26 protein-coding genes and 1 pseudogene are annotated in these 26116 nt (G+C 46.8%); 15 read left to right on the forward strand and 12 right to left on the reverse strand.

Annotated features, from left to right (window positions below; genetic code table 11):
• Window positions 1–780 (forward strand): MFS transporter (locus RH46_RS05585; RefSeq protein ID WP_006878405.1); only part of this gene is annotated, 780 nt, incomplete at its 5' end.
• An 8-nt stretch (window positions 781–788) separates the two neighbouring features.
• Complete coding sequence (locus tag RH46_RS05590) at window positions 789–1727, forward strand: Gfo/Idh/MocA family protein (RefSeq protein WP_006878406.1); 939 nt, start codon at window positions 789–791, stop codon at window positions 1725–1727.
• Here the strand turns inward: RH46_RS05590 and RH46_RS05595 are convergent.
• Window positions 1714–2628, reverse strand: coding sequence for a LysR family transcriptional regulator (locus tag RH46_RS05595; protein ID WP_006878407.1), 915 nt, complete (start codon window positions 2626–2628; stop codon window positions 1714–1716). The two genes, RH46_RS05590 and RH46_RS05595, sit on opposite strands and share 14 nt — an antisense overlap.
• A 184-nt stretch (window positions 2629–2812) precedes the next feature.
• Between RH46_RS05595 and RH46_RS05600 the strand changes: the two genes are divergently transcribed.
• From RH46_RS05600 to RH46_RS05610, 3 genes are all read left to right on the forward strand, one after another.
• Window positions 2813–3550 (forward strand): 2OG-Fe dioxygenase family protein, encoded by a 738-nt coding sequence (locus tag RH46_RS05600; RefSeq protein ID WP_006878408.1) that lies wholly within the window; start codon window positions 2813–2815, stop codon window positions 3548–3550.
• A gap of 1 nt (window position 3551) precedes the next feature.
• Window positions 3552–4457, forward strand: coding sequence for a DMT family transporter (locus RH46_RS05605; protein ID WP_006878409.1), 906 nt, complete (start codon window positions 3552–3554; stop codon window positions 4455–4457).
• A gap of 130 nt (window positions 4458–4587) precedes the next feature.
• A complete protein-coding gene (locus tag RH46_RS05610) occupies window positions 4588–5586 on the forward strand; it encodes a succinylglutamate desuccinylase/aspartoacylase family protein (RefSeq protein WP_006878410.1) in 999 nt (332 codons plus the stop codon).
• On the opposite strand, the gene RH46_RS05615 is transcribed toward RH46_RS05610, so the two are convergent.
• Window positions 5583–6968: an aminotransferase-like domain-containing protein gene (locus tag RH46_RS05615; protein ID WP_006878411.1), complete on the reverse strand. Its 1386-nt coding sequence runs from the start codon at window positions 6966–6968 to the stop codon at window positions 5583–5585. The two genes, RH46_RS05610 and RH46_RS05615, sit on opposite strands and share 4 nt — an antisense overlap.
• Window positions 6969–7082: 114 nt before the next feature.
• Between RH46_RS05615 and RH46_RS05620 the strand changes: the two genes are divergently transcribed.
• Window positions 7083–7994, forward strand: a complete 912-nt coding sequence (locus tag RH46_RS05620) for an EamA family transporter (RefSeq protein WP_006878412.1) — start codon at window positions 7083–7085, stop codon at window positions 7992–7994.
• Window positions 7995–8043: 49 nt separating this feature from the next.
• Here RH46_RS05620 and RH46_RS05625 read toward each other — a convergent pair whose 3' ends face one another.
• The 4 genes from RH46_RS05625 to RH46_RS05640 all read right to left on the reverse strand — a co-directional run bounded on the left by RH46_RS05625 (window position 8044) and on the right by RH46_RS05640 (window position 13841).
• On the reverse strand, window positions 8044–9078 hold the full coding sequence (locus RH46_RS05625) for an FAD-binding oxidoreductase (protein WP_006878413.1): 1035 nt from the start codon (window positions 9076–9078) through the stop codon (window positions 8044–8046).
• A gap of 69 nt (window positions 9079–9147) precedes the next feature.
• Window positions 9148–10809, reverse strand: coding sequence for a hydroxylamine reductase (hcp, locus tag RH46_RS05630; protein ID WP_006878414.1), 1662 nt, complete (start codon window positions 10807–10809; stop codon window positions 9148–9150).
• A gap of 431 nt (window positions 10810–11240) precedes the next feature.
• Window positions 11241–12770, reverse strand: coding sequence for a nitric oxide reductase transcriptional regulator NorR (gene norR, locus RH46_RS05635; RefSeq protein WP_006878415.1), 1530 nt, complete (start codon window positions 12768–12770; stop codon window positions 11241–11243).
• A 132-nt stretch (window positions 12771–12902) separates the two neighbouring features.
• Window positions 12903–13841, reverse strand: coding sequence for a helix-turn-helix domain-containing protein (locus RH46_RS05640; RefSeq protein ID WP_006878416.1), 939 nt, complete (start codon window positions 13839–13841; stop codon window positions 12903–12905).
• Between the two features lie 128 nt (window positions 13842–13969).
• On the opposite strand from RH46_RS05640, the gene RH46_RS05645 reads away from it, so the two are divergent.
• From RH46_RS05645 to RH46_RS05675, 7 genes are all read left to right on the forward strand, one after another.
• On the forward strand, window positions 13970–14383 hold the full coding sequence (locus tag RH46_RS05645) for a rhodanese-like domain-containing protein (RefSeq protein WP_006878417.1): 414 nt from the start codon (window positions 13970–13972) through the stop codon (window positions 14381–14383).
• Window positions 14374–14970, forward strand: coding sequence for a glutathione S-transferase N-terminal domain-containing protein (locus tag RH46_RS05650; protein ID WP_006878418.1), 597 nt, complete (start codon window positions 14374–14376; stop codon window positions 14968–14970). The genes RH46_RS05645 and RH46_RS05650 overlap by 10 nt, the downstream gene beginning before the upstream one ends.
• 137 nt (window positions 14971–15107) lie before the next feature.
• Entirely contained in the window at window positions 15108–15287 is a 180-nt protein-coding gene (locus RH46_RS05655) for a hypothetical protein (protein WP_006878419.1), read from the forward strand.
• 9 nt (window positions 15288–15296) lie between these two features.
• Window positions 15297–16505 (forward strand): MFS transporter, encoded by a 1209-nt coding sequence (locus tag RH46_RS05660; RefSeq protein ID WP_006878420.1) that lies wholly within the window; start codon window positions 15297–15299, stop codon window positions 16503–16505.
• Window positions 16506–16581: 76 nt separating this feature from the next.
• On the forward strand, window positions 16582–17310 hold the full coding sequence (locus RH46_RS05665) for a sulfite exporter TauE/SafE family protein (protein ID WP_006878421.1): 729 nt from the start codon (window positions 16582–16584) through the stop codon (window positions 17308–17310).
• A gap of 137 nt (window positions 17311–17447) precedes the next feature.
• Window positions 17448–17876, forward strand: a complete 429-nt coding sequence (locus tag RH46_RS05670) for a YccF domain-containing protein (RefSeq protein WP_006878422.1) — start codon at window positions 17448–17450, stop codon at window positions 17874–17876.
• A 446-nt stretch (window positions 17877–18322) separates the two neighbouring features.
• Entirely contained in the window at window positions 18323–18958 is a 636-nt protein-coding gene (locus RH46_RS05675; RefSeq protein WP_006878423.1) for a substrate-binding periplasmic protein, read from the forward strand.
• 36 nt (window positions 18959–18994) lie between these two features.
• Here the strand turns inward: RH46_RS05675 and RH46_RS05680 are convergent, their stop codons facing one another.
• Both RH46_RS05680 and hisC read right to left on the reverse strand, forming a co-directional pair.
• Window positions 18995–19768, reverse strand: coding sequence for an ABC transporter substrate-binding protein (locus tag RH46_RS05680; protein ID WP_006878424.1), 774 nt, complete (start codon window positions 19766–19768; stop codon window positions 18995–18997).
• A gap of 14 nt (window positions 19769–19782) precedes the next feature.
• Window positions 19783–20874: a histidinol-phosphate transaminase gene (gene hisC / locus RH46_RS05685; RefSeq protein ID WP_006878425.1), complete on the reverse strand. Its 1092-nt coding sequence runs from the start codon at window positions 20872–20874 to the stop codon at window positions 19783–19785.
• A 149-nt stretch (window positions 20875–21023) separates the two neighbouring features.
• Here hisC and RH46_RS05690 point away from each other — a divergent pair, with 149 nt between their 5' ends.
• A complete protein-coding gene (locus RH46_RS05690) occupies window positions 21024–21911 on the forward strand; it encodes a LysR substrate-binding domain-containing protein (RefSeq protein ID WP_006878426.1) in 888 nt (295 codons plus the stop codon).
• A gap of 31 nt (window positions 21912–21942) precedes the next feature.
• On the opposite strand, the gene RH46_RS05695 is transcribed toward RH46_RS05690, so the two are convergent.
• The 3 genes and pseudogenes from RH46_RS05695 to RH46_RS21740 all read right to left on the reverse strand — a co-directional run.
• Window positions 21943–22809: a hypothetical protein gene (locus RH46_RS05695; protein ID WP_006878427.1), complete on the reverse strand. Its 867-nt coding sequence runs from the start codon at window positions 22807–22809 to the stop codon at window positions 21943–21945.
• 165 nt (window positions 22810–22974) lie between these two features.
• Entirely contained in the window at window positions 22975–24111 is a 1137-nt protein-coding gene (gene nagA / locus RH46_RS05700) for an N-acetylglucosamine-6-phosphate deacetylase (RefSeq protein WP_006878428.1), read from the reverse strand.
• A gap of 3 nt (window positions 24112–24114) precedes the next feature.
• A pseudogene (locus RH46_RS21740) lies at window positions 24115–24306 on the reverse strand (ROK family protein); the annotation flags it as partial.
• 498 nt (window positions 24307–24804) lie between these two features.
• Between RH46_RS21740 and RH46_RS05705 the strand changes: the two are divergent.
• Entirely contained in the window at window positions 24805–25023 is a 219-nt protein-coding gene (locus RH46_RS05705; RefSeq protein ID WP_006878430.1) for a DUF6500 family protein, read from the forward strand.
• A 131-nt stretch (window positions 25024–25154) separates the two neighbouring features.
• On the opposite strand, the gene RH46_RS05710 is transcribed toward RH46_RS05705, so the two are convergent.
• The gene (locus tag RH46_RS05710; RefSeq protein ID WP_006878431.1) at window positions 25155–26045 is read right to left on the reverse strand and encodes a LysR family transcriptional regulator; all 891 of its coding nucleotides are present in this window, start codon (window positions 26043–26045) and stop codon (window positions 25155–25157) included.
• Window positions 26046–26116: the final 71 nt, after the last annotated feature.

Consider the following 26116-nt stretch of genomic DNA (forward strand, 5'->3'; position numbering starts at 1 on the left):
ATGTTAGGCAAGTTTATCTCCGTTGGTGCATTAGCATCACTGGTGACTTACGGTGCACTGTGGGTGTGCCTTGAAGTTTTTTCGATGGATTTTAAATGGGTCTATCTGACCTTTGGTGGTATAGGTTTCTTGCTGGTCGCCTGGATGGCGTTTGCTTTTCCGCAGTTTGAAACCCATGTTCAGCAAAACAAAAAGCTGGTGCTTCGCAAGCGTTACTGGCTCTACTATGCGCTGACCTTTATGAGTGGCGCCCGCCGCCAAATCTTTACCGTGTTTGCTGGTTTCCTGATGGTAGAAAAGTTTGGTTATTCTGCTGCCGACGTCACTATGCTGTTTCTAATTAATTACCTGTTCAACTTCCTGTTCGCTAAGCGTATTGGTAAGTTCATCGGTCAGGTCGGTGAGCGCAAAGCACTGATGTTTGAATACACCGGCCTGATTGGTGTTTTCGTTGGTTATGCATTGGTTGAAACCGCAGAGTGGGCTGCTGCTCTGTACGTGATTGATCATCTGTTCTTCGCTCTGGCGCTTGCGATCAAGACCTACTTCCAGAAGATCGCTGACCCTGCAGATATGGCCTCAACAGCGGGTGTTTCATTCACCATCAACCATATCGCGGCCGTATTTATTCCCGTGACGTTTGGTTTTATCTGGCTGGTTTCCCCTGCCGCGGTGTTCTACATCGGTGCGGCGATGGCACTGGTTTCCTTTACCCTGTCACTCAACATTCCTAAGTTGCCTCAAGAGGGTAACGAAGTTCGTGTCTTAAACTGGAGTTAATCAAGGGTATGAAAGTAGCGATTGTTGGACTGGGTGATATTGCTCAGAAAGCGTACTTACCAGTTATCACGCAACTGGCTGATGTCGAGCCGATCTTCTGTACTCGTAACGGTGACACACTGAAAGCGTTAGGCCAGAAGTATCGCGTGGAACATCTTTGTCAGGATTATCGTGATGTTATGGCGTATAAACCTGATGCGGTAATGATTCACGCCGCCACTGCTGCACATCGTGAAATCGCAGGCTTCTTCCTTGCGCAGGGTGTGGCGACGTTTGTTGACAAGCCGTTGGCGAACTCAGCGCAAGATGTTGAGTTTCTCTATGAAGTTGCCGAGCGTCACAGGCAGCCACTGTATGTCGGCTTTAACCGTCGACATATACCGCTCTACAATCAGCATATTCCTGAGTTGAGTCAGGGGACGGTTGGTGAGCTGACTTCATTAAGATGGGAGAAGCACAGATATAACCTCAGTGGCGATATCCGTACTTTTGTCTTTGATGACTTTATTCATCCTCTCGATAGCATCAACCTCAATGCTCAATCGACCTTAGAACATGTCTATGTGACCCGTCAGTTTGATGGCGACAAGCTGGCTCGGCTTGATGTGCAGTGGCAGGTAGGGGAGACCTTGTTACACGCTTCAATGAATCGCCAGTTTGGCATCACTAAAGAACGAGTCTCGGCGACTTATGTCAACAAGGCGCTGGAGTTTGATTCCTTTACCTCTGGTCGTATATGGCAGCAATCTGAAGAGTCAGTGATTGCGTTAAAAGACTGGACGCCAATGCTCGCCAGCAAAGGCTTTGAAGCGATGATTACCGATTGGCTCAATGTGGTACGAAGCGGAAAAATAGCCACTGAAGTCGTCACGCGTAATATCGCTACTCATCAATTGGCGCAACAGTTGGTCGATCACTTAACTGCCAAACAGGTTACTGCTGAGTGAATTTGCTCTGCATGTAATCGACAAACGCTTTGATTTGCCCGGGAATAAATTTTGACTGGGCATATTGAGCGATAACCTGCCCCTGATAGTTTCCACCGATATGCCAATCTTGCAGCACTTCTACGACCTGTCCAGAATCGAGATACTCTTGGATCGCAAACTCAGGAAACACCGACAGTCCAATGCCTCGCAACACGGCTTCGCGACGAATCTCACTATGGTTTACAGCAAAAGAGCCGTTGGCATTGATCGATAGCTTTTGCTCATCTTGAGTGAAATCCCAAATTCGGTCACGAGGGTTTTCCCCCAGACATAAACAGTTGTGATCGGTGATTTGGTCGGGGTGCTGAGGAGTACCATATTGTTTTAGATAATCCGGACTGGCACACAGGACTAAACGGCATTGGCTAAGTGTTCGTGCGATCAGACCAATGTTAGGTTTATCGGTGATATGGATAATGACATCCACTTCATCACCTATCGGGTCGATATAGTGGTCGGCGACTTTCAGCTGCAAACTCACCTTTGGAAACTCTTGGATAAAGTCGAGAATCATTGGCATCAGCACCTGACGAGAGAGGGCTTTAGGCGCTGCTACCCGCAGTACACCTGACACTTCTGACTTATCGGTCTGTGCAGCAGATACTGCGAGTTTGGCCGAGTGCATCATGTCTGAGCACAAGCTGTACACTTCCTGACCTGTGGTACTTAGGCGCATCTGGCGGGTGGTACGCTCAAGCAATTTTTCTTCGAGGGTATTTTCTAATCGGGTTATTGAACGGCTGACTGAAGAGGGGGAAACCCCAAGCTTCTTCGCCGTTTTAGAGAAACTTCCTGTTTCGACAACGTTAACGAAGATCGCCATTTCCGAAAGTAGTGGAATAAGCTTATTTGTGTCCATGGTGCAAAAATCCTTTGCAGAATAACCATATTGTTTCACTTACGTTACTTGTGGATACTAGTGTAGTCAACAATGAAAGCCTTATAACGGAACGTCATTGTGGACAAGGTAACAACGATAAGAAATTCAACGATTTTAGCCTCTTATCAAGCCATTCCCCTACAAGGTTTAGGGAGGCGATGAGATGGACTCATTGTTAGTTGAACGCTATACGCCAGTGATTGCCAACTTGCTTGATTTACACAACTACGTCTTCATTAGTGGCCGGCAGATGACGGCTATGTTGGCAACCAATGTGGATGAAGTCACCCGCTTTAAGAACTGCTGGAGTCATCTTGAGTTGGATCGCTTTATGGCTGACGGTGGGATGTATCGGCATCGACGCTACGGCCAGTACCTAAAACACATAGATAGTACAAAGCTGACTTTGCTACCACATCAGGCCTTTGTTCAGTCACTGGAGGTTAACTCGCTAAACGGTGGAATGGATCGTCACTTCGCGCCACTGACCAAAGTGTTTATGACATCGCCGATCCTAGACAAGTTATTGCTAATGATGAGCAATATCTTTGATTGGTGCGAGGGCAGGCCAAGTGACTGGATTATTGGTGTGCATCCTCAGCGTATCGTTGCGGATGGCGCAAAAAAAGGTCTACCCACACCGGAAGGCTTACATCGGAATGGTGTTACTTACCTGGCCAGCATTGTCATGAGGCGAAACAACATTACTGGTGGCGAGACCAGGATTACCGACGCTAAGAAGAAGACATTGGAATGCTTAGTCTTAGATCAACCGTTAGATATGGTGCTGGCTAACGATAATAGAACTTTGCACGAGGTATCTCCCATTACCTCCGTGTGCCAAGAAAGATGTGCGTACCGGGATGTACTGGTGGTCACTTTTACCAAGATGGAGAATTAGAATGACAACCACAACGGAACAACTGAAAAAAGGAAGTTTCAGATTACCGTTAACAGAATTGATGTTACTTCTTGTCGCGATTTTCTGGGGAACCAGTTATGGTCTGACAAAAAGTGCCCTTGTGTTTACCAGTGTTCTGGTATTCATTTCAATCCGTTTTTCGATCACTTTTCTGTGTATGCTACCTGTAGTGATTCGAGACTTTCGCCAAGGACTGAGCAAAGACTGGCAAATAGCCCTCCCAACCGGTCTGATCCTATCGGCGATTTTTTTCTGCGAAGTGTTTGGGGTCTCTCAGACCTCAGCATCAAATGCGGCGTTCCTTATCAGCCTGTCGGTAATTCTGACGGCCTTTGCTGAACTGATCATCAACAAGAAAAGGGTCAGCAATACCTTATGGTTACTGACTCTATGCAGTGTAGTTGGGGTTTTGCTGCTAACCAGTGATGAGGGTTTTGAGTTGTCATTGAATGGTGGCGACTACTTTATCTTAGCCGCTGCACTTTTGAGGGCGCTAATGGTAACGCTGACTAAGCGCTTTACCGAAGGCAAGCAGATCACAACCAGTACCTTAACCGCCCTGCAGTCACTGGTTGTTGCGACTGTCGCGATAATTTGTGCGGTGACATACTTACCTGCGTCAGAGTTTGTTATCCCGACCAGTGTTGAGTTCTGGTTAACCGTGGCGTATCTGGTTCTGTTCTGTACTCTGTTTGCATTCTATGTTCAGAACTATGCTGTCCGTCGAACGTCTCCAACACGCGTGTCGCTCTTGATGGGCAGTGAACCTCTGTTTGGCGCCATCTTCGCTATGATCTGGCTGCAAGAGTCACTCACCACACTGCAAATTGTTGGTGGCTTATTGATCCTGTTTAGTGTCATCGTGACTTCAACCAAAGAAAGCTAGTCTGTAAGCTCAAAGCGGTCAAAAATTCTGTTCAATGACTACTTTATTGATCGCTTCCATATTAAAGTAACCCTCAATGAAGAATTTAAGGCGTGCAGCGGATGCGCGCCTTTGTTTGCTGAGGATGAAAATGACCAAACCGTTGAACGAATGTATTGTCCCAATGTACCCCACTATTCAGGCACTGGATGTGAACGCGCTTGAACCTGGTGAGCATAAGTTTTGGTTTGCAGTAGCAACGGATGCGATTGGTCATCCGCAAACTTTACCTGTACGTGTATTTAAAGGTTCTAAACCGGGCAAACGCATCATGATCACCGCTGGTGTGCATGGAGATGAACAAAACGGTATCCTCACCGCGCAGAAGCTCGCTCGTGAACTGGAAGGGAAGAGCATCTCTGGCTGTGTGACCATAGTACCCGCAGTTAATTTATCAGGTATCGCTCGCCACAGCCGTGACTTCCATTCTGCGGCACCAGACAGCTCGTCGGCTAACCTCAACCGGATCTTTCCCGGCAATCCTCATGGTGATGATGCCAGCCGGTATGCCAACAGCCTATGGGAAAACCTCCTGAAACCGAATGCGGACCTGGCTATTGATCTTCATTCTCAAACCAGTGGCAGTGCTTACCCTCTGTATGCTTTTGCTGACTATCGTATTGATGATGCCATTCGTATGGCCCGTCTTATCAACCCTGATGTGATTCTTAATGATCCGGGTGATCCTGGTATTTTAGAAACCGTGTATAACCGAGCGGATATTCCATCGATAACGATTGAAGTAGGCGTTGGACGTTATACCGATCTGGAGATGGTGGATAGGGCAACAACTGGCGTGCTCAATGTACTGCGCTGTTATGAGCTACTGGATGGCGAGGTTGAGAGCGCCAACAATGCCTGTGTTGAAGGTAATACCATCACCAGTGTCAGAGCGGAGCAAGGTGGATTTGTTATTTGCCATGTTGAACTGCTTGAAGAGGTTAAGCAGGGTCAGAAGCTCGCCACTCAATACAACAGTTTTGGTGATGAGATTCAGACCTACTTTTCGCCGTCTGCAGGGGTTGTTATTAGCCACAACGTAGAGTCGGTGCGCGCTCCGGGCTCGCTGGTGGTCAGATTGATCTGCTAGCTTTTGTGCTTGTTAATCAGCGTCAGCAGTATGTCTAGCTGGCGCTTTGCTTCTCCTTCCAGCGGATAGCCTATGTTGATCCGCAGACAATCCCGGTAAAGATCAAGAGTACTAAACAGCTTGCCAAGCCGGATATCAAGCTTGTGCTGATCAACCGCAATCGCAAAAGCTTCGCAGTCTAATCCCGGAGCCTGTAACCAAAGCACCATGCCACCTTGTGGATTACTGATGTTAACGCCTGCTGGTAAGTGCTCGGCTAAGTAATCGAGATATTGGCGTCTTAGATCGAGGAGTTTTGCTCTACGATGTCGAACATGCTTAGCGTATTGACCTGAGTCGATAAAGTCGGCGACGGCAAGCTGAGTGGGCAGTGCTACCCCGTAGCTGGCGGCGGTGAACTTCTCTTTGTAGACATCAAGGTATCTGCCCGGCAAGCACCAGCCGAGTCGGTAGCTCGGTGACAGGCTTTTCGATACAGAACCACACCACAACACGTAGCCACCCTTGTCGTAATACTTGGCAGGTAGAGGTGTATGGTCGCTATACGACAGTTCAAGATAGACATCATCTTCGATGATCGGTACCCGATATTTGTTAGCCAAATTTGCCAGTGCCTGTTTCTGACTGGCCGACATATTGATCCCTTGCGGGTTCATATGCGAGGTACAGAAAATCGCTGCATCAACCCGTTTATGTTTAAGATGTGTTTCTAACTGTTCGAGATCGATACCGTCATCCAGAGAGGGTATCTCTACGATTTGTCGCTTCATCTGCCCGAGCAGTTCCAGAATACCGTTAAAGCAAGGTGAGCTAATGGCAATGGTATCGCCTTCATTACTGCATGACTCCAGAGCTGCTTTGATTGCAGACATACAACCTGCGGTAATCACAACTTGTTCGGCGGGGAAGTGCAGGTTGATCTTAGCGAAATGAGTCGCGAGAGCCTGTCGCAGTAACGGTTCTCCCTGAGTATCCGGGTAGTGGTTGAGACGGTCACCTAAACGCTTCAATGAACGACGGAAACTGCGCTCTAGTTCGGTAACGGATTGCTGGTCATTAATGGTGGTTGAGACGCCTAGCGGGCCCTGAACTGATGGGTGGGAAGGGTAGCTCTGGGTAACATTCGATACTTTGCTGACAAATTGAGCCCACTCTGGCGTTGAATGACGTGGCTTGCGTGGCGCAACAAAATATCCAGCCTGAGGACGAGAGAGAATCCAGCCTTGTGACTCCAACTCTTGATAGCAGCTAACTACTGTCGACATGCTGACTGACTGCTGTTTGGCTAACTGTCTGAGTGATGGCATTCGGCCACCTTCCTGACGTAATCCGGATTCAATCTCTTCAACAAATTGATTGGCTAGTTGTTTATAGATGCTCATCTGTCCCCGCCTGCTACGCGATTGTCTAACTGTACCGGTTTTTCTTTTAAAAATTGTATCTGTATATGATTTTGCGCTCAAGGGATACTGACTCAAAACATAGAGGAGGTGAATATGAAAAGAAATGATTTGCTACTGGCAATTGCAGTAATGGCCATCTGGGGATTCAATTTTTCAATGATCAAGATGGGGGTGACCAATGTTCATCCTCTGCTGGCAACGGCGGCACGTTTTGCTTTAGCAGTAATGCCAGCGATTTTCTTTATTGCCAGACCTAACGTTCAGTGGCGCTATCTGGTTAGCTACGGTTTAGTGTTTGGTGTCGGTATCTGGGGTATGGCGTCGTGGTCAATTACCGCAGGCTTATCATCGGGGATCTCATCGGTCTTGCTGTCAACTAACGTTATCATCGGAATGATTGTAGGCGTGTGGGTGTTTAAGGAGCAGGCATCGACACGTAAGATCACGGGTGCCGTATTGGCTATGGTGGCGTTACTGGTCCTGGTAATGTCGACCACAGGTAACGTGACGTTAGCTGGTGTGGTGCTAATCATGATTGCGGCGTGTAGCTGGACATTAATGGGCGTGATTGTCAAAGCATCAAAAACGACTCAGGCCTTTGCATTTAATGTATGGGGAATGCTGTTTGCGCCGATTCCTCTGGTGCTGTTTGCTACTGCGCTACATGGCGAACAGATCTTGTGGTCTGCGCTGGATAACTGGGATTGGAGCACAACGGTTGCGGTGTTATTCCAGGCATATCCGACAACTCTGTTTGGCTACTGGGTCTGGAATCGAACTCTGATTAAATATCCGTTGAGTACAGCGGCTCCACTAACTCTGTTGGTACCTGTGTTTGCACTTATCAGTGGTTACTTTATGTATGACGAGGTGCTGTCTGTTGCTCAGGTGGTCGCATCAGGACTGTTTTTGGTCGGGATTGGTCTAATTGTTAAACCAGCAAAAGCTAAGGTTGAACAGCCGATAATCGCTGATAGGGATGCCTTGATCAAAACGGCAAGATAAACGTTCGAAACCGGGTCAGCTTATAACTGACCCGGTTTGTTGACTGTTGCTACATAAGCTCGACTTCGACGTCTGTCTCTATCTGGGTTGAACAAGCCAAAGTATAGCCGTTGGCAATATCTTCTTCGCTCAGTGTTTCGGTACTGTTTCGAGTCACCTGACCTTTATTAACTTTACATTTGCATGAGCCACACATACCGCTACGGCAGGCAATAATGATTGGCACACCTTGCTGTTCGAGCACGTCAGCCAGCGTTGAGCCCTGTTCTACTTGAGCAGAAACACCAAATGCAGGCACTTCAAACTGTACTACACCGCTGGACGAAGAGTCTTGCTTGGACTCGATTGGTGTAAAGCTTTCCTGATGGAACTGATCTGCTTCAACCCCAAGAGCCAGAGAGTATTGCTCCATGTCTTGCATAAAGCGAGTTGGACCACATAGGTAGACGGTACGCTGCCCTATGTCCGGGCAGAGTGTTTTTAACCATTGCTGATCAAGACGACCCTGAGGGTGCTGTGTACCTGTGTTGTCTTTCAGCAATAGCTTAAGATCAAAGTTACTGTGCACCGCGTTGATTGACTCTAACTCATCAAAATAGATGGTCTTCGCAGCACTCTTGGCCATATGAATGAAGACGATGTCGAGCTGTTCTTTGTCGCGTAACCAAGTTTTTGCCATCGACATCACGGGAGTGATTCCGCAACCAGCGCTCAGCAACACGACTTTTTCTTTTGGCTGATTATCGACACAATTAAACGGTCCTGTCGGAGCGAGAACCTGCACTGTATCTCCAATCGAGAATTGGTCGACGATATGGTTAGAAACTAAACCTCCATCAACACGCTTTACGGTCAGTTTGAGGTGATCATCACCTGGCATCGAAGCGATAGAGTAAGCTCGATACTCCAGTTTGCCATTTAACTCGAAGCCCAATGAAACGAATTGACCGGGCTTGAAGCTACTAAAATGAAGGTGGCAGCCATCAGCAGCTTGTAACTTGATGCTGACGGTATCTTCCGTTTCCTGCCACTTGTCGCTACAGCGCATAAGTGCTGGTTGGTTATTTTGCCATTCAATAAACATCTTGGTTCTCTCGCAAAGAAACACCCAGTACACAGGAGCTCTATGCACTGGGTGTGGGCAGTGAAATGATTACGCAGCTAAGATGGTTTTTAGATCTTCTTCCACGTTGCCGATGCTACGCATATCAAACTTCTCCTGAATGATAGCCAGCAGGTTATCAGTCAGGAATGCAGGTGCAGTCGGACCTGTGTAGATGCCTTTAACGCCAAGTGCGAACAGGGTAAGCAGAATAACAATCGCTTTCTGTTCGAACCAAGAAAGAACCAGTGTTAGCGGTAGTTCATTAATGTCACAATCGAACTCTTTAGACAGCGCCAGAGCAAGCTGAATCGCTGAATAAGCATCATTACACTGACCAACATCCAACAGACGAGGGATACCATTGATGTCACCAAACTGGTTTTTGTTGAAGCGGAACTTACCACAAGCAAGGGTAAGGATTACGCTATCCTCTGGTGCCTGAGCAGTGAAGTCTGTGTAGTAGCTACGTTCTGATTTGTCACCGTCACAACCACCAACAAGGAAGAAGTGTTTAATGTTGCCTTCTTTCACTTGCTCAACAACAGCCGGAGCTGCTTCCATTAGCGCGTTACGACCGAAACCAACCGTGATCATTTGCTCAATTTCATCGTGTTTGAAGCCTTCCTGCGCGAGTGCACATTCGATTACCTGGCTGAAATCGTCACCTTCAATATGAGCAACACCTGGCCAGCCAACGATGCTACGAGTAAACAGGCGATCTGCATATTGACCCACGTTCGGGTTAAGCAGGCAGTTTGACGTCATCACGATTGCGCCAGGGAAGTTGGCAAATTCTTTTTGCTGGTTCTGCCATGCGCTACCGTAGTTACCTACCAGGTGAGGGTATTTGTTCAGTTCTGGGTAGCCGTGTGCCGGGAGCATTTCGCCATTGGTATAAACGTTGATGCCTTTGCCTTCAGTTTGCTGAAGAATTTTTTCTAAGTCATGCAGGTCGTGACCAGAAACCAGAATCGCTTTGCCTTTAACGGTTTTAACGTTAACCGCTGTTGGAGTCGGGTGACCGAATGTCGCTGTTTCACCCGCATCGAGCATTTCCATCACTTTGTAGTTCATCAGACCGATCTGCATTGAACACTCAAGCAGAGCGTTAAGATCTTCTGGATCGGTACCCAGCCACGCCATGATTTGGTGGTACTCGGCGTAGATGTCGTTGTTAGTCTGCTCAAGAACACGCGCGTGCTCCATGTATGCCGCCGCACCTTTAAGGCCGTATAGACATAGCAGACGAAGACCAATCACATCTTCGCTGATTTCCTGATAGCCACGGTTTACCGCAACCTGAGGAGCAAAAGCCAGAATCTCTTCCGCAGATGCTGGTAGCTCGAAGTTTGCAACGACTGGTGCTGCGTCCAGCTCAACATTGCCCAGTTTAGCGGCTGCCAGAGTTTGTTCTTTAAGACGTGCTTTATACATTGCCGCCTGAGCAGATAGTTCAAGAATGCGTTGAGGGTCAAAGTTAACGTTAGTCAGGGTAGAGAAGAAGGCTTTTGGCGCCCATTGGTTTACCGCGTCATCGACAATACCAAACTTCAGAGCCTGTTCAGCCCAGTAAGAAACGCCCTGTAGGGTGTAAACTAATACGTCTTGTAGGTCAGAAACTTCAGATGTTTTGCCACACATACCTTGTGCAAATGAGCAGCCTTTAACAGTAGGGGTTTGAATTGTCTGTTCACATTGAATACAGAACATTGCGCGTCTCCAGTAATAATCGTTATCCAGCCACAATGGCTGTTTGTTTCGTTTTGCTCCCTATATAGCACTTAACGTGCCAATGATTAAGCTGTTGATTTTATTGAATTAAGTTAAAGTAAAGAGCGAGTGGTGATGTCAATACAACAACGCTGGTGATGTGTTTTTTACATCACGCTTTGGTGGGGTAAGTAGCCCTAAAACTTGGAGACAGTACAGTGCTAGCGAGACAATGGTGATGAATTGCACAAAAAAATGTCTATGACTCAAGATACTAGCGAACGGAGTAGCAAAAAAATAAGCAGCAGAACGAGGCTTACCAATGATGTATTTTTTACATCAACTATGAATGGCTATGGCTGTTGCTATTCGACAGCCATAGGACTGAAGGGAGCGCAGTGTAGTCAACCGAGGGGCTCACTACACGACCATCAGGCTTCGACACCAAGCTTTTTACCCATGCGGTACAGGTTACCACGGTCCATTTGCAGGAACTCTGCAGCTTGTGACCAGGTGCCGTTGGATTTATTCAGAGCGTGTACGATTAAGCGCTTCTGATACGATTCAACCAGGCCACGCATCGCCTGACTTTCGTTGGGTAGCGCGTCCTGAAAGATACCTTCATCAGAACTACCGAGACCAGCGTCAAAATGTCCAATACGGATCATTTGCTGCTGTTGCTGAATTGCCCTCAGCGCTGCACGAGTCAGGGTGTGTTCTAGTTCCCTGACGTTTCCTGGCCAGCTCTGTTTTTCTAACCAAGTCAGACTTTTAGGATGCAGGTGCAGGTTAGGAATGTTGAACTGACTACGAACTTTTTCCAGTAGATAACCTGCCAGAACAGGTAGGTCTCCGTCACGCTTACGCAGCGGCGGGACTGAAATAGGAAACACATTTAAACGGTGGTAAAGGTCTGCGCGGAACTGACCCGCTGCTACTTCCTGTTCGAGGGAACGGTTAGTTGCAGCAATGATTCTGACGTTGACCAGCAGATGTTGATCGCTACCAACACGCTGCAATTCACCCTGCTGAATGACACGTAGCAGCTTGGCTTGAAGCATCAGTGGCAACTCACCCAATTCGTCAAGAAAAATGGTACCTCCATCAGCAAGTTCAAACTTACCGGCCCGTGAACTGTTGGCGCCAGTAAACGCTCCTTTGACGTGGCCAAACAGTTCACTTTCTGCCAGACCTTCCGGTAGTGCGGCACAATTGACGTAGATCATCGGCTTGTCGGCACGGTGGCTTTGGGCGTGGACGCTATGAGCGACCAGCTCTTTACCAACGCCGGTCTCACCAGTGATTAACACGGCGTAGTCTGACTGAGCAACCGTTGCAATATTCGTTCGTAACTGTTCGATTTGTGGGCTAAGGCCGACCATTTCTCCTTTCTGCAGGCGAGCCTGCTGGATAAGGGTCTGAGTAACCGATTTGTGTTTTTTGTTCTGCGCTTTTAGTGCTTTAACCTGAGCGATATTACGCAGAGTCGCAGCAGCCAGAGCCGCGAAGGTTTCCATCGTGACGGGATCGATGTCATCGAATGCGCCAACGGTCAGGGAATCTAAAGTCAGTACGCCAACCAGCTGACCTTCAACATAGAGGCTACAGCCCATACAGTCATGAACGTCGAGCTCGGCTTCTTCACTAAGCAGGATGCCACTGAATGGGTCGGGCAACTCACAGTCAGCGCCAAACCTGACTGGTTGTTTACTCTGCATAATGGTTTCCAGTCGCGGGTGGGTCGCAGGAAAAAAGCGCCGTGCCAGAATGCTGGTGGAAATACCTTTGACCGCTACAGGGGTAAGAAAGCCATCCTGATCGAGAACAAACAGAGCACTGGCATCGCATGGGAAGACTTTATCGATACCATCGATTAATAGCTGATATTGAGCTTCGCTGTGCTGGTTGGAACTAAGGTTGAGCGCGATGTCGAGCAGGACTTTGTTTAGGTTGGCTTTCATTTGGTTCACTCACTGACTTTGGAGCGGGTATGCTAGCAACTAGATGTCATTTTTACATCGCCGGAAGATCAGTAACTGAACCTGAGTTGATTTACATCAAGAGTGCTTAACTTTGCTGAATCAAATCGTGATCTATTTATCGTTAAACTGCGCTCGGTATTGTTGAGGTGATACGCCAACTAAGCGACGAAAGTGATGGCGCAGAGTGGTGGCATTTTCAAACCCGGCCATGTTGGCTAGCCGCTCAATTGAATGTGCTTCTACTTCGAGTAAGCCCTTGGCTCGTTCAATACGTTGTTGAGTGAGCCACTCTTTAGGTGAGAGGCTAAAGCTGGCGCGAAATTTCCGGTCAAAGGTACGTCGCGACATATTGGCTTTTTCAGCCAGGATATCGACGGTAATGCTTTTGTCGAGTTGGCTATTGGCCCAGTCGATTGCGGCGGAAAACTGGTTTGGCACTTCCAGTATCGGTGTCTCAACAAACTGTGCCTGTCCTCCGAGTCGGTGTGCCGAAATCACCAGTCTTTTCGCAACCTGGTTGGCAATATTGTAACCATAATCCTGTCGAATCACTGCCAGTCCAAGATCGAGAGCCGCAGCACTGCCAGCGGAACAGCCAATGTTGCCATCAAATACATACAGTACATCTGGCTGGTAGTGAACAAGGGGGAACTGCTGACGAAATTTCTGTTCGTACATCCAATGAGTGGTCGCTGTTTTTCCATCAAGCAGTCCAAGCCGGGCCATCAAAAACGAACCGGAACAAAGTGTAAGTACTCGCTTACCCTCTTGAGTAAATTGACTGACCTGCTGCGCGATTATCTCTGGAATTGGATAGTCCCAAGTAGGCCAGCCTGGAATGATTAGGGTGTCATAGGACTCAAGTGAGTTGCCGTGCTGCGCGGTGACGAGCAGATTCCCAGTGGTGTGAATATCGTCGCCTTCGAGATTGATGACATCTGCCTGATACCAGTTTTCAAACTCTGGTCTTGGCAACGCAAATAGCTCTATCGCACACGACATTTCAAACAGGGTGACGTGTGAATGGGCAAGTATGGCAACTTTGTTCATCTTCATTCCTTGAGATAGTCGGTTTAACTTGGCTGAAAATTAACGATAACTGTCTTTTACGCCAATGTCACCCTCGGTTAATCCTCGGCATGATAGTGACGTAGTTAATTAATCAGGGAGAGGATAGTATGTCTAGTGCAGTATCAAGAGTGACAGCGGCAGGGAGTGAAGAAGCTCTAAAGCATTTTGAACAGTTGCTTAAGTTCGAAACGGATTGTTGGGATGTGCACCATGCGCTAACTAACGGTTTACAAGATTTTGTCTTGGTTGATGTCAGGGCTGAAGTGTTGTTTGAACAAGGGCATATTGAAGGGGCGATCAATATTCCTCAGCCGCGATTGAATGAGAAAAGACTGGCGGAGTATCCAACAGACACCCTGTTTGTGGTCTATTGCGCCGGGCCACACTGTAACGGAACTGAGAAAGCCGCCATTCGATTAGCCAAACTTGGTCGTCCGGTGAAAAAAATGATCGGCGGAGTGACCGGATGGCTGGATGAAGGATTTACACTTGTCTCACAGGAGGTGGAGCAATGCAGTTAATTGTTGGAACGGATTCTACATGGTCTTTGCGCGCGTGGTTGTGCGCAAAGATTGCTGATATTGATGTCAGCGTTAAGGTGGTCGACCTGACTAAGCCCGACTATCGTCAGCAATTGGCGCTGTTATCACCAACCGGACTGGTTCCGGCACTCAAAGCAGAAAACCTGCTGGTTCACGATTCTCTTGCCATTACTGAGTATTTCAATGAGCTTGCGGATGGTGCTCTGTTGCCTGCTTCGCGTGAACAGCGAGCCTATGCCCGCTCTTTGTGTAGCGAACTGCACGCTGGGTTCTTTAACCTGCGTAGCCTATGCGGATTCACTCTCGAACCCGTTGCGCCAGTTGATCGAAATACACCTCAACTGCGACCAGAAATTGAGCGAGTGGAAGCGATATTTGACGCTGCCGAGCTACCATTTATGTTCGATAAACCGACAGCTGTCGATGCTTTTTACGCAGTGCTTGCCTATCGGCTCAATAGCTACGGAATCCGGCTGACAGGTAAAGCTGGCGAGTATCAGCTAAGCCTTCTTAATTGGGATCTTATGACAGACGGGATCGAGCAAATGCGAACCTGGAAAGGGTAACGCAGTCTTTGTTTGACAGGGTGTGCATATAACTATGCATGTTATGCATACCCAGATTGTCAAAATGTCATTTGAGTCATCGCGCGTCGATCTCTACACTTCGCGCTCTTTTTAAACCCATGCTGAGATTAAGAATCATGTTTTCTCAATCACTTTTCGCTCAGCTAGTGAGAATGACCCTGTTACTGACGTTATCACTTGTTGCTGTCCATAACTCGCCAGCCTTACTGGAGTTGTTGGCCCAGCAAGCGATTAACAGTGGCTGTCACCAAACTACTGGTGACCACCAAGACCATTCTCACCACCATCATCACTAAGGTTTTGCGATGAGCATTTTTCGATTTCCTTTAATGGTTTGGCTTGGAATTGCCATTCTGATTATCTGTCTTGGGATTAGACAATCTTTCGGTATCTTTATGATGCCTATTTCTGACCACTTTCAGACTGGTCGAGAGTTCTTTAGCTTTGCTATTGCACTGCAAAACTTGTTATTTGGCGTGTTTCAGCCGTTTGTCGGTATGGCATCAGACCGCTTTGGCGCTAAGCGAATCATTATTCTCGGTGCCATCGCATACAGCCTAGGTTTATACCTGACTTCAATCGCTGTTGAACCGAGTCTGCTTTACCTTTCGCTTGGTGTTTTGGTTGGTTTAGGTTTAAGTGCGACCAGCTATGTGATTGTACTGGGCGCGGTTGCCAAAGTAGTGCCTGCAGAACACGCAGCAAAGGCATTTGGTTTAACGACTGCGGCGGGTTCGTTTGGTATGTTCGCTATGATCCCAGGTGCGCAGACGTTGTTGACCGATTTTTGCTGGCAGGGAGCCCTGCAAGGTTTTGCTATCTTGTGTAGCACCATGATCGCTTTTGCGTTGTTTATGAAGAGCGGTAAACCGAAGCAGATGGCTAGCGGCAACCATGCCGACGAGAATCAGACTCTGAAGCAGGCTTTAAAAGAAGCATTTGCGCATAAAGGTTATTGGCTAATTCATCTTGGATTCTTCGTTTGTGGCTTCCATGTGATGTTTATTGCCACTCACTTACCGAGTTATCTGGCTGACAAACATCTGCCAGCTTCGACCGCAGCCATGGCATTGGCCTACGTCGGCATATTTAACATCTTTGGCTCTTACTTTTGGGGCGTGATGGGTGACAGATATAGCAAACGCCATGTGATGTCAGCACTCTATCTGATGCGCACTCTGGTTATTGGTGCCTTTGTGACCTTGCCGGTGACGGAACACACTGCTGCTATCTTTGGTGGAGCAATTGGTTTCTGTTGGTTGGGTACTGTGCCACTGACGTCTGGCTTAGTGCGTCAGATCTTTGGTGCTAAGTACCTTTCAACTCTCTACGGTCTGGTTTTCTTTACGCATCAGGTAGGCAGTTTTCTGGGTGCCTGGGCTGGCGGTCGTATCTATGACTACTACGGCTCTTACGATCCAATCTGGTGGTCAACCGTTGTACTTGCATTCGCTGCAGCTTTGATTCATTTGCCAATTAATGACCGACCAGTGCAACGTTATGCAACTGCATAATAAATAGAAAATAGTGAGCCCGTTTTAGTCCAACTTAGATTATGATGGGCTCATCTACTTTTAAATATTTTCTTACATGTTTGCTGAATGGGTCACTACAGAGGCACTGATTGCTGCCTTTCTTTTCTTCCTTGGATCGTTTGTCCAGACCGCAATCGGTTTTGGATTGGCGATTGTCTCTGCGCCACTATTAATCTTAGTTGCTCCTGAGTACGTTCCCGCACCAATCTGTCTGGTGGCACTGTTTATTTCTCTGCTCAATGCTTTTAAGCATCGTGACAGTGTGGAAATAGGTGGCCTTAAAATGGCGCTGATCGGCCGTGTTCCTGGCTCGATAGCTGGTGGTGTTTTACTGGTGATGGTGTCTACAAACTTGATGGCGATATGGCTTGGTGCTTTGGTGTTGTTTGCCGTAGCAGTGAGCTTACTTCCGTTCCGTATTGAACCGACGTCGACACGTATGGGTGTAGCTGGTTTTTTCTCAGGACTCTTTGGGACCAGTTCGGGCATAGGCGGTCCGCCGATGGCACTGTTGTTACAGCATCAGGAGGCGAACCAGTTACGGGGTAATCTGTCAGCTTTTTTTGTCTTTAGCTCATTTATCTCGTTGTTGATTCAGATGCCAGCAGGCTTTTTAACACTACACCATGTATGGATCAGTATTCCCCTTGTTCCTGCTGCGTGGGTTGGTTATAAACTGGCTCAGTTAACCACCCATTCGTTGCCGAAAGAGAAGATTCGCATCGGAGCTTTAACCTTGTGCAGTATCAGCGGTGCGACTGCAGTTTGGCAGGGGTTAGCTTAAACTGTTCATGTTAGGTTAAGGAAAAATCCTGATACTGATAACCAATAGGGAAGGCACTTTGAGATTCGATTTATGACCCTTCCTAGCTATGAGCAGTATTTGCCCAGTAGCGAGGTTTCTAACAAAGGAGAGAGCAGGTGTTAAGAACACTCGGTAATATTATTTGGTTCCTGTGCGGTGGTATTGTGATGGGATTGATGTGGTGGTTCTTCGGACTACTCGCATTTATCAGTATCATTGGTATTCCATGGGGACGTGCGTGTTTTGTTATGGGTAACTTTTCGTTCTTCCCATTTGGGCAAGAGGCGATTGCTCGTGATGAACTGACCAATGAAACCGATATCGGCACCAGCCCGCTTGGCCTGGTCGGTAATGTTATTTGGTTTGTGTTTGCAGGTATCTGGTTGGCTATTGGCCACATCATGTCAGCAGTGGCATGTTTCATTACCATCATTGGTATTCCGTTCGCACTGCAGCATCTGAAATTGGCGTATATTTCACTGGCGCCAATTGGCAAGACTGTCGTGCCAAAAGAGCAAGCGGCAATGGCAAGATACTCGAAGTAATAGTTGATTACTTCTCTTTGCACAAGCTTTCAAAAGATCCCTTAATGGGATCTTTTTTCGTTTATGGCATGTGAGATTTGTCTCTCGAGCAGGGCATGATGGGGAGTAATAAAGTCGCGAGTGATAGTGTCGTCGATTTGTTACACAACTAAAGATGGGCGCTTTTTGGTGACTTGAGCACATTTTGTACTAATCGCTTATTGATCTGATGAATCAGTTAGTTATAGTAGCCGCGTTTGCTGTTATGCTGATTTAAGAATAAAAATTAATATGTTACCCCAATTGATTAACACTAAGCGTTTAGGTCTCGCATTGCTCAGCGGGATGTTTTGCGTGAGCAGTTTTGCTAAGCCGGTTGAGCTAGAACTGTATACTCAGGAATTCCCCCCTCTCCAGGTTCAGGTCGGAGAGCAAGCCGAAGGCTATGTGGTTAAGTTGTTGAAGCTGTGGTTGAACATGCTTCACAGAATCTGGAGATGGAAATCAGTGGTATCCATTTTCTGCCCTGGAAGCGCGCTATACGCAATACTCAAGAGAATGAGAACGTCTTGTTCTTTTCTCTCTCACGTACCCCTAATCGTGAGCAACAGTTTCAGTGGATAGGTCCAGTTTCTCCGTATGAAGTAGCGGTCTATCGTCACATCGAAGGTCCTCCAGTCAACCCTGATTACCTTTCTGACCTCAAAAACTATAGCTTCGCTGCTCAGGCTGCCAGCTCTTTTGAAGAGGTGATTAAAGAAGAGGGCTTCAACAATATTATTCCCGTCAACTACGGACAAGTAGCAATCAAGCTGCTACGAGCTCATCGTGTAGACTTCGCTCCTCTGGTGACCTCAAGTTATTATTATCGTATGGAGCAGTACGGCTATAATCCGGACGAGTTTATCGAAGTTATCAAGATAGATAAGTTGTGTAAGGAGCTATGGCTGGTGACGGGGAATAACACCTCTCCTGAGGTAGTTGCAGCCTTGCAAGAGAGCTTTAACCAGTTAAAAAACGACGGTTTACTTGAGCAGTTGATCGCTGAATATCAGCCAGACAGTGAAGTGATGGTTCGCTATCGAAATGCGAAACTGAACTAAAAAAAGAGGCTTATTCAGCCTCTTTTTTGATTGTGGTTACAGCTCTTCACCATAGATATCGAAGGAGAAGTACTTAGCTGCAATCTTATCGTAGGTACCATTTTTGCGAATGGTATCGATGGCTTGATTGAATTTTTCTGCCAGAGCTTTATCTTGCTGACGCAACGCTAATGCCGTTCCTTCACCAATATAGGCTTTATCTGTTACTGGTTTGCCGATGAACTCAAATCCCTGACCGATCTCCTTGTCCAAAAATGCCAAGGCTAATTGATCGGAATTACCAAACGTCACATCGAGTCGACCATTATTCATATCAATATAGACTTCATCCTGACCTGAATAGCGTTTGATTTCAGCAACATCACCAAATTTATCTGTCACGTAACGATCGTGGATAGTGCCGCTTTGTACGCCAATCACCTTACCTTTCATCTCTGACTGAGTCAGAGCAATATCACTGCCTGTTTTAGCAACGAAGCGCGCTGGGGTTTGGTAGTATTTGTTGGTGAACAGGATACGTTTCTTACGCTCTTCAGTGATTCGCATTGATGCCATGATGACGTCAGATTTACGTGCTAACAGGCTTGGAATTAACGAGTCCCAGGCTTGTGAAACCCAGGTACATTTGAGCTGGGCTTCAGCACATAGTGCATCGGCGATCTCGATATCAAATCCGACTGGCTTGCCATTAGTGTCCATGTAATTGAATGGCGGATAGGTGAAGTCAGAAGCAAGACGGACTTCTTTAGCCACAACAGGAGTTGCTAGAAGTGTTGCTGCGCAAGCGATAGCACTAAGCATTTTGTTCATGATAAAAATCCTTATTATCTTTCGGTGGATGGTGTCAGGACGTCTGAGAAGTTGCAAATAATTTCACTCACTTCTTGCATAGTTTGAGCGGAGCCAATGGTGATCCTCACGCAGTGTTTCAGCGCGGCTTCGTGCCCTTGATTTCTTGTTACTACGCCATGCTGGACTAAGTAATCAAACAGATTAATGCCAGCTTGAGTACGGATCAGGACAAAATTAGTCGCTGACGGATACACGTTTTCTATCCAGGGTAGGTGTCTGATAGCGCTGACAAATTGGTCTCTGGTCTCAATCAATGTGCGAGTGTGCGACGCAACCTTTTTTAGCCCCTGAGGGCTAAGAGCATGCAATACAATCTCCGATGAGCTGTCCGGCATTGGGTATGGCGGAACCAGACGAGCGATAAAGTCCATTACGCTAGGGGAAGAAAGGATAAACCCACAGCGTAGAGCCGCTAGACCAAAGGCTTTGGATAAGGTTCGAATCACGATCAGATGTGGGTAACGTTCAATAAGATCTACCACACTTTCGGCCAGTTCGAACTCGATATAGGCTTCGTCGACAACCACTAATGAGTGTTGAGCGGTTTGTTCTAAAACAGAGATGATGTTCTCTCTGCCAAGTGGCTGTCCGGTTGGGTTGTTTGGCGAACAGAGAAAAACCACCTTGGCTTGTTTCGCCGCATTAACCACTTGCTCAACATCGAGTGAAAAGTCGTTAGCACGTAATGGGCAGTCGATAGTCGTTACCGAGAAAGATTCAGCGCAAAACTGATACATAGCGTAGGTCGGACTGCAGGTGACGATACTATCCCTACCTGGCTGACAGAAGGTTCTTATGACCAGGTCGATTGCTTCATCAGCACCTCGCACCGCAAGTGTTGGCTGACTGGTATGACAGTATGCCTGATACACGGCAGCGATATCTTGTGGTAAGAAGTCTGGGTAACGGTGCAGCTCAGACTGATGCCGTTTAAACAGTAAAGGTTGCTCCAATTCATTGGCGTTAAGCCATAGTCGCCCACTGCCTCCAATGCGTCGTGCGGATTGATAAGGTATTAATTTTTTTATGTTCTCTGGCGCTAGTTTTTCTGCAAGTGACGTCATTGTTCAAATCCATTAATGAATTATTAATCAAGATATATAGGCGTAATTAACTATATTTCCCTTTTAAGTAACAATTTAATCAAAAAATAATGACGCTAGAATCGAAATAAAGGCATACTAGCCATGCAAAAAGATCATGGATGACAATAGTGAATACTCGACTACCCTCGACAAAAAACCTGCAAGCATTTCTCGCTACCGCTTACTACCTAAACTTCACGCATGCCGCTGAATCATTGAACATGACTCAAGGTGCAATTAGTCGCCAAATCCAGTCGCTGGAAAGTGTTATGGGGGTGACGTTGTTTTACCGTCAGGCTAGAGGCTTAGCTTTGACTGAGGAAGGGGATAAGTTTGTTCCTTTTGCTGAAGATATTATTCGACGCCTGCAGACATCAATACGTGAGGTCGCCGACAGTGCTAATCGAATAAAGATCAATGCACCTAGTTGTATCACCTCATGGCTTTTGACACGTCTAGCTCACTTTCAGCAGCAGTATCCAGATGTCAATGTTGAACTTACTTCGACCACAGAACATAACGTGGTGCCTAGTTTTGATCGATTTGACCTGATAATTCGTTACGGTAAACCGATTCGCAGTAAGGCTTACGAGCAGATACTTCTGTTTGAAGAGGTATTGGCACCAGTTTGTTCACCTGAGTTGTGGCATAAGATCGCGACTGAGTCTGACAATGAAGTCATTGATATATCAGCAACGTTGCGTCGTTGCACTTGGTTACACGCTAATCAGGAACAGTCTGACTGGTTAATGTGGCTCGATACGCTTGAGCAGAATAATGTCCATGGCAAAGGCAACCAAACCTTCGCAACTTTAGATCAAGCCGTAAATGCAGCACTACAAGGCTTTGGAGTGGCCATTGGCGATATCACGTTGGCGCAGCAAGATCTGCAGTTAAAACGCTTGATTCAACCATTTGAGCAAAGCGTTAGATCTGGCAGTGGCTATCATCTACTGATGCCTTTACAGGAAGATAATAGTCGAGTGAGGCATTTGGTCGATTGGTTAGTCAAATAGTGCAGTCATCTGCCTTTGTGCCTGACTGTTGCTAGTATGCCTTAATGCCATACGGCTTAAGTTTGGCGGGCAGGACTTCATCAAGCTTATCGATTTCAGCGGGAAAAACTTCTATCAGGGCGAAATTATGCTCTTGATAGATAGCTCTGATCTGGTGCTGCTGTTTTTCATCGGTCTCGCCATTATCGTTACCCCAGTATTGCAAATAGACTTTACCTGTAGGCAGGTAGAAGTCACTTAATACATCTTGCTCTATGGGCAACTGGCGGTCATAGGCGTGAACGACCCCATTCATATATAGCCAGTTGTCGATGATCAGTTCGCCTTTCGAACGCACATAATGTCCATCAAGAGTGCGGTGTTTAGCTTCGAATTTTTGCCTGAAACTGGAAAGAGACTTATCTGTGGCGTGGGCTTGTGCATCCTGGCCTGAGAACTCGACAATTGACTGCTTTAGGCGTTTATTACGCACTATGGAATCGTGCCAAACGACGAACTGTTGCTCGCGCTCTTTATCTTCACGCTGATAGCCGCCGACGGTAAGACCTGAGGCGGTGACATGCCAGCCATTATCCTCTTTAGCGATCCAGCCGAGTTCTTGCAGTAACTGGTTGATCTTCTTGGCACTTAGTGAGAAACGTTGACCTATCTGGGTCGCGCTAAGGGTTTTACCGCTGGTGGCAGCGGTGTCGATAAGAAGATTTTCAGGCCAGACAATGAATTGGCCAAATTTAGGATGGTCGACATATTCTCCGCCAAACTTTGCGCCGATTTCCGTCAGTACCCAGCCGTCCTCTGAGCGATTGATATAACCTGCACTCTTGAGATCGTTAAACAACTGCTTAGCGTCGAGTTCGCGTTGTTTGGCTAAGGCGGTGGTAGAGATTTTATCGGGCATTCTGTTCTCCTTATCATTGTTGCTATTGTTGGATTAAAGTGACCTTTAATCAAGCAGATATAGGAAAATTTTGTCGCACAGGTAGGGTTTAATTGGCGATGTTAGCTACGGGGCTACCAGAGCAATACCAGCTGAAATGAGTCGGGGAGGTGACCTCCCTGACCATTATTGGTAGAGGTAACCGTCAACAACGACTGCCTGAGTCTGATAGTTGTCATCAAGCACGGTTGCGGCGGCGCGGAAATGGGGCTCAAGCAAGCCAAGGTCGTTGCAGTTAATTGCTTGTGCAGGGTAGGTTGAGGCCATTCTCAATGCTTCATCTTCTTCAATGCCCCACTTGATCACATTCGCGACCGATTGATCCATGCCGATATGAGCGCCTGCCAGACTACCGTTACTATTAACCAGTTTGTTGTCGACCACTTTGATGGTTTCACCGTCGAGCACAAACTGATTGGTTTTACTGCCTAACGTTGCCATAGCATCTGTGACTATGAGGAGTTTTCCTTGCGGTTTGGCTTTATGGGCGAGGACAAAGCTTTGTGGATGAACATGAATGCCATCCGTAATGATTGAGCACCAGCTATGATCGGTATTGAGTGCTGTACCGACCACGCCAGGTTCGCGACCTTCAAAAGGAGACATAGCGTTGAACAAGTGGGTAAAGCCATCAACAAGTGACAACTTCTCTTCAGTAAGCTGAGCCGCTTTAGCGTTGCTGTGGCCACATGAAAGAATAATGCCGTGCTTCTTCATCCATTTCAGCGCAGAGCTATCAATGTTTTCGACTGCTGCTGTAACCAGTACTTTGCCCTGAGTTGGCCATTGAAACTGTTCTAACTGGTCACTACTTGGCGCATAGAACAAGTTAGCATCATGAGCACCTTTCTTATCTTTATTTAGCCATGGGCCCTCTAAGTGAACGCCAAGCACGCCTGCAACCGATTCTGCGATTGCCTGCTCTGTTGCATTGAGTGCTGCTTGAATGTTTTGCGGGGTCGAGCTGATTAAAGTTGGTAACAGGTAAGCCGTACCGTGTTGACGGTGTGCCCGACAAATTGTCTCCATGCCCTGAGCGGTAATATCATTATTAAACATCACATCTCCACCACCATTTACCTGAATATCGATAAATCCGGGAGCAATAATACCGTTTGGAAAATGCTGATGCTCGATCTCGTTAGGTAGTTCACTCATCGGCAGGATAGAGACGATCTGGTCTTCTTGCCAAACTAAAGCACAGTTATGGTGGTAATTATTTCCGTCAAAAAGACGGGGGGCGGATATCGCTTTGAGGGTCATTGTTTACTCCCTGAACTGAAATGCAGCGCCTAGCAGACAAGCATCGTAGTCCCCTTTTGCTGCAACAACAGGTACCTGAAATGCAGCGGGACGAGTTTTGATCGCCTGATTTACACGCGTTAAATAACCTGTCGCTAATCCAATGCCACCGCCAAGAACAATCACATCGAGATCTAAACAAGCCTTCAAGTTACATTGTCTTGCGGTTTCTCATAAAGTTACCACTTCACCATTATAGCTATAAAATTGTCTCATGCCGGTTACTTAGGTGGTACCAAATAGTGCGAATAGGCACTTTGTTACGTAGCACTGGTTAAATTGTTCGCTAATGTAGCGTTACTTTGAAATGGTTTTTGTTGTGCTAGATGCTGAATGCCTGCAGCGTTAATCGACGAATAGAGAGAAGTCATTTGCTGAGCAAAAATATAACTTGATCTTATGTAGCGGTATTAAGCTTGCGCTAGTCTACCTTACTTGATCCTATTTCCCAGTTTTATGGTAAGTTGCGTTACATCAGCATCACGAACCCCTCCTCAACCATTGACAATTAAAATCTGCAAGCCTTTATACTTCGTGTTGATTCATGCACAAGTTTTATAGCAAGTGCCTGTGTAAATATACAGTTATTTATTGCTCTCACCGAGCGCTCGTTGTATGTTATTGAGCAACAGTAATCTAAATGGACAGAGAGCAATGCGAGACTCATTACGAGGCAAAATTATCGAGGTTTGCACTAAGAAAATTAACCAGAAAGGGGACAACGTCGGTGTTTCATTTTATGCCTTCTTTGCCAACAAAAATGATGATCCAGTGCTGTTGATGGAGGCCGCTACCTGGTGGATTCAGACCCATCAACTAGACCATTTTGAGAAAGCTCATAAAATTCTCGATATGGTTAAGTCCGGTGAATAAAGCAAGGTTAAGTCCGTTCTACCGACTGTCTGGGTCAGAAGGTTGGCCCAGACAGTGTTTAAAAATTAGCGTCTACCCTTTTCAATCAGCGTTGTTCCTCGTAGCAAAGAGTGACTAGCTAGGGGTAGCATCTACCTAATAGTGCCTCCCTCTTGTTTTAGGAAGTCGATTAAGGCTCGGTTTCTGAGCGGCATTAATGCTTTGTTCTGATATACGGCATATAAGGGAATGGTCACGCTATGCACATCAGGTAAGATTCTGACCAACTCTCGACTTGCCAGCTCATCTTTTACTGCAAATTCAGGCACTACAGAAAAACCAATGTGATTGAGTAGAAAACCTCTTAGTGAGTTGGTAGTACGAACCCGCACTCTTGCCTTCTTTTTCAGCCTTACGACCTCTCCCTGTGAGGATGTTAATTCTAATACTTTGTCACCATGAACAATGTCGTGACTGATCCAATCCAGCGTTAGCAAATCTTGCGCTGACTGCAACTCCTCGAAGCGTTGCAAGTATTGTGGCGACGCACAAAGAATATCTTCAAACTGACCAATTCGGGTGGCATACAGACTTGAGTCTTCAAGATCTGAGGAAGCACGAATCGCGATGTCACAGCGTGATTCGATTAGGTTACTGTAGCTGTCACTTTCGACGATCTCTAGCTGGATCTGCGGATACTTAGCGAGAAACTGGCTGAAAAGATCCACGTACGCGGCAATGCCAACGGGTGTTGAAACTCGTATCATGCCATTGGGTTCACTGCTGAACTTTTGTGCCTGATTGTTGGCCTCAGTCGCCAGCTCTTGAATCATCTGACACTTTTCGTAGTAGTGCGCGCCAGTCTCTGTAAGAGACAAGGAGCGTGTTGTCCGGTGAATAAGACGTGTATTCAGCTCTTGTTCCAGTTTGGTCACGATTTGAGAAACTCTCGCTTTACCAATGCCTAACTGCTCTGCCGCTTTGGTGAAAGATTGCGTTTCAACCACTCTAGTAAACACCATCATGTCATCAATAGAGATCATTCTAATTAGTATTGTTTAGTCATACTTAACTATGAGTTTAAGTAATGGGCGATTATTAATCAATCAGGAAA

It is taken from the genome of Vibrio brasiliensis LMG 20546 (assembly GCF_000189255.1).
GTDB lineage: Bacteria > Pseudomonadota > Gammaproteobacteria > Enterobacterales > Vibrionaceae > Vibrio > Vibrio brasiliensis.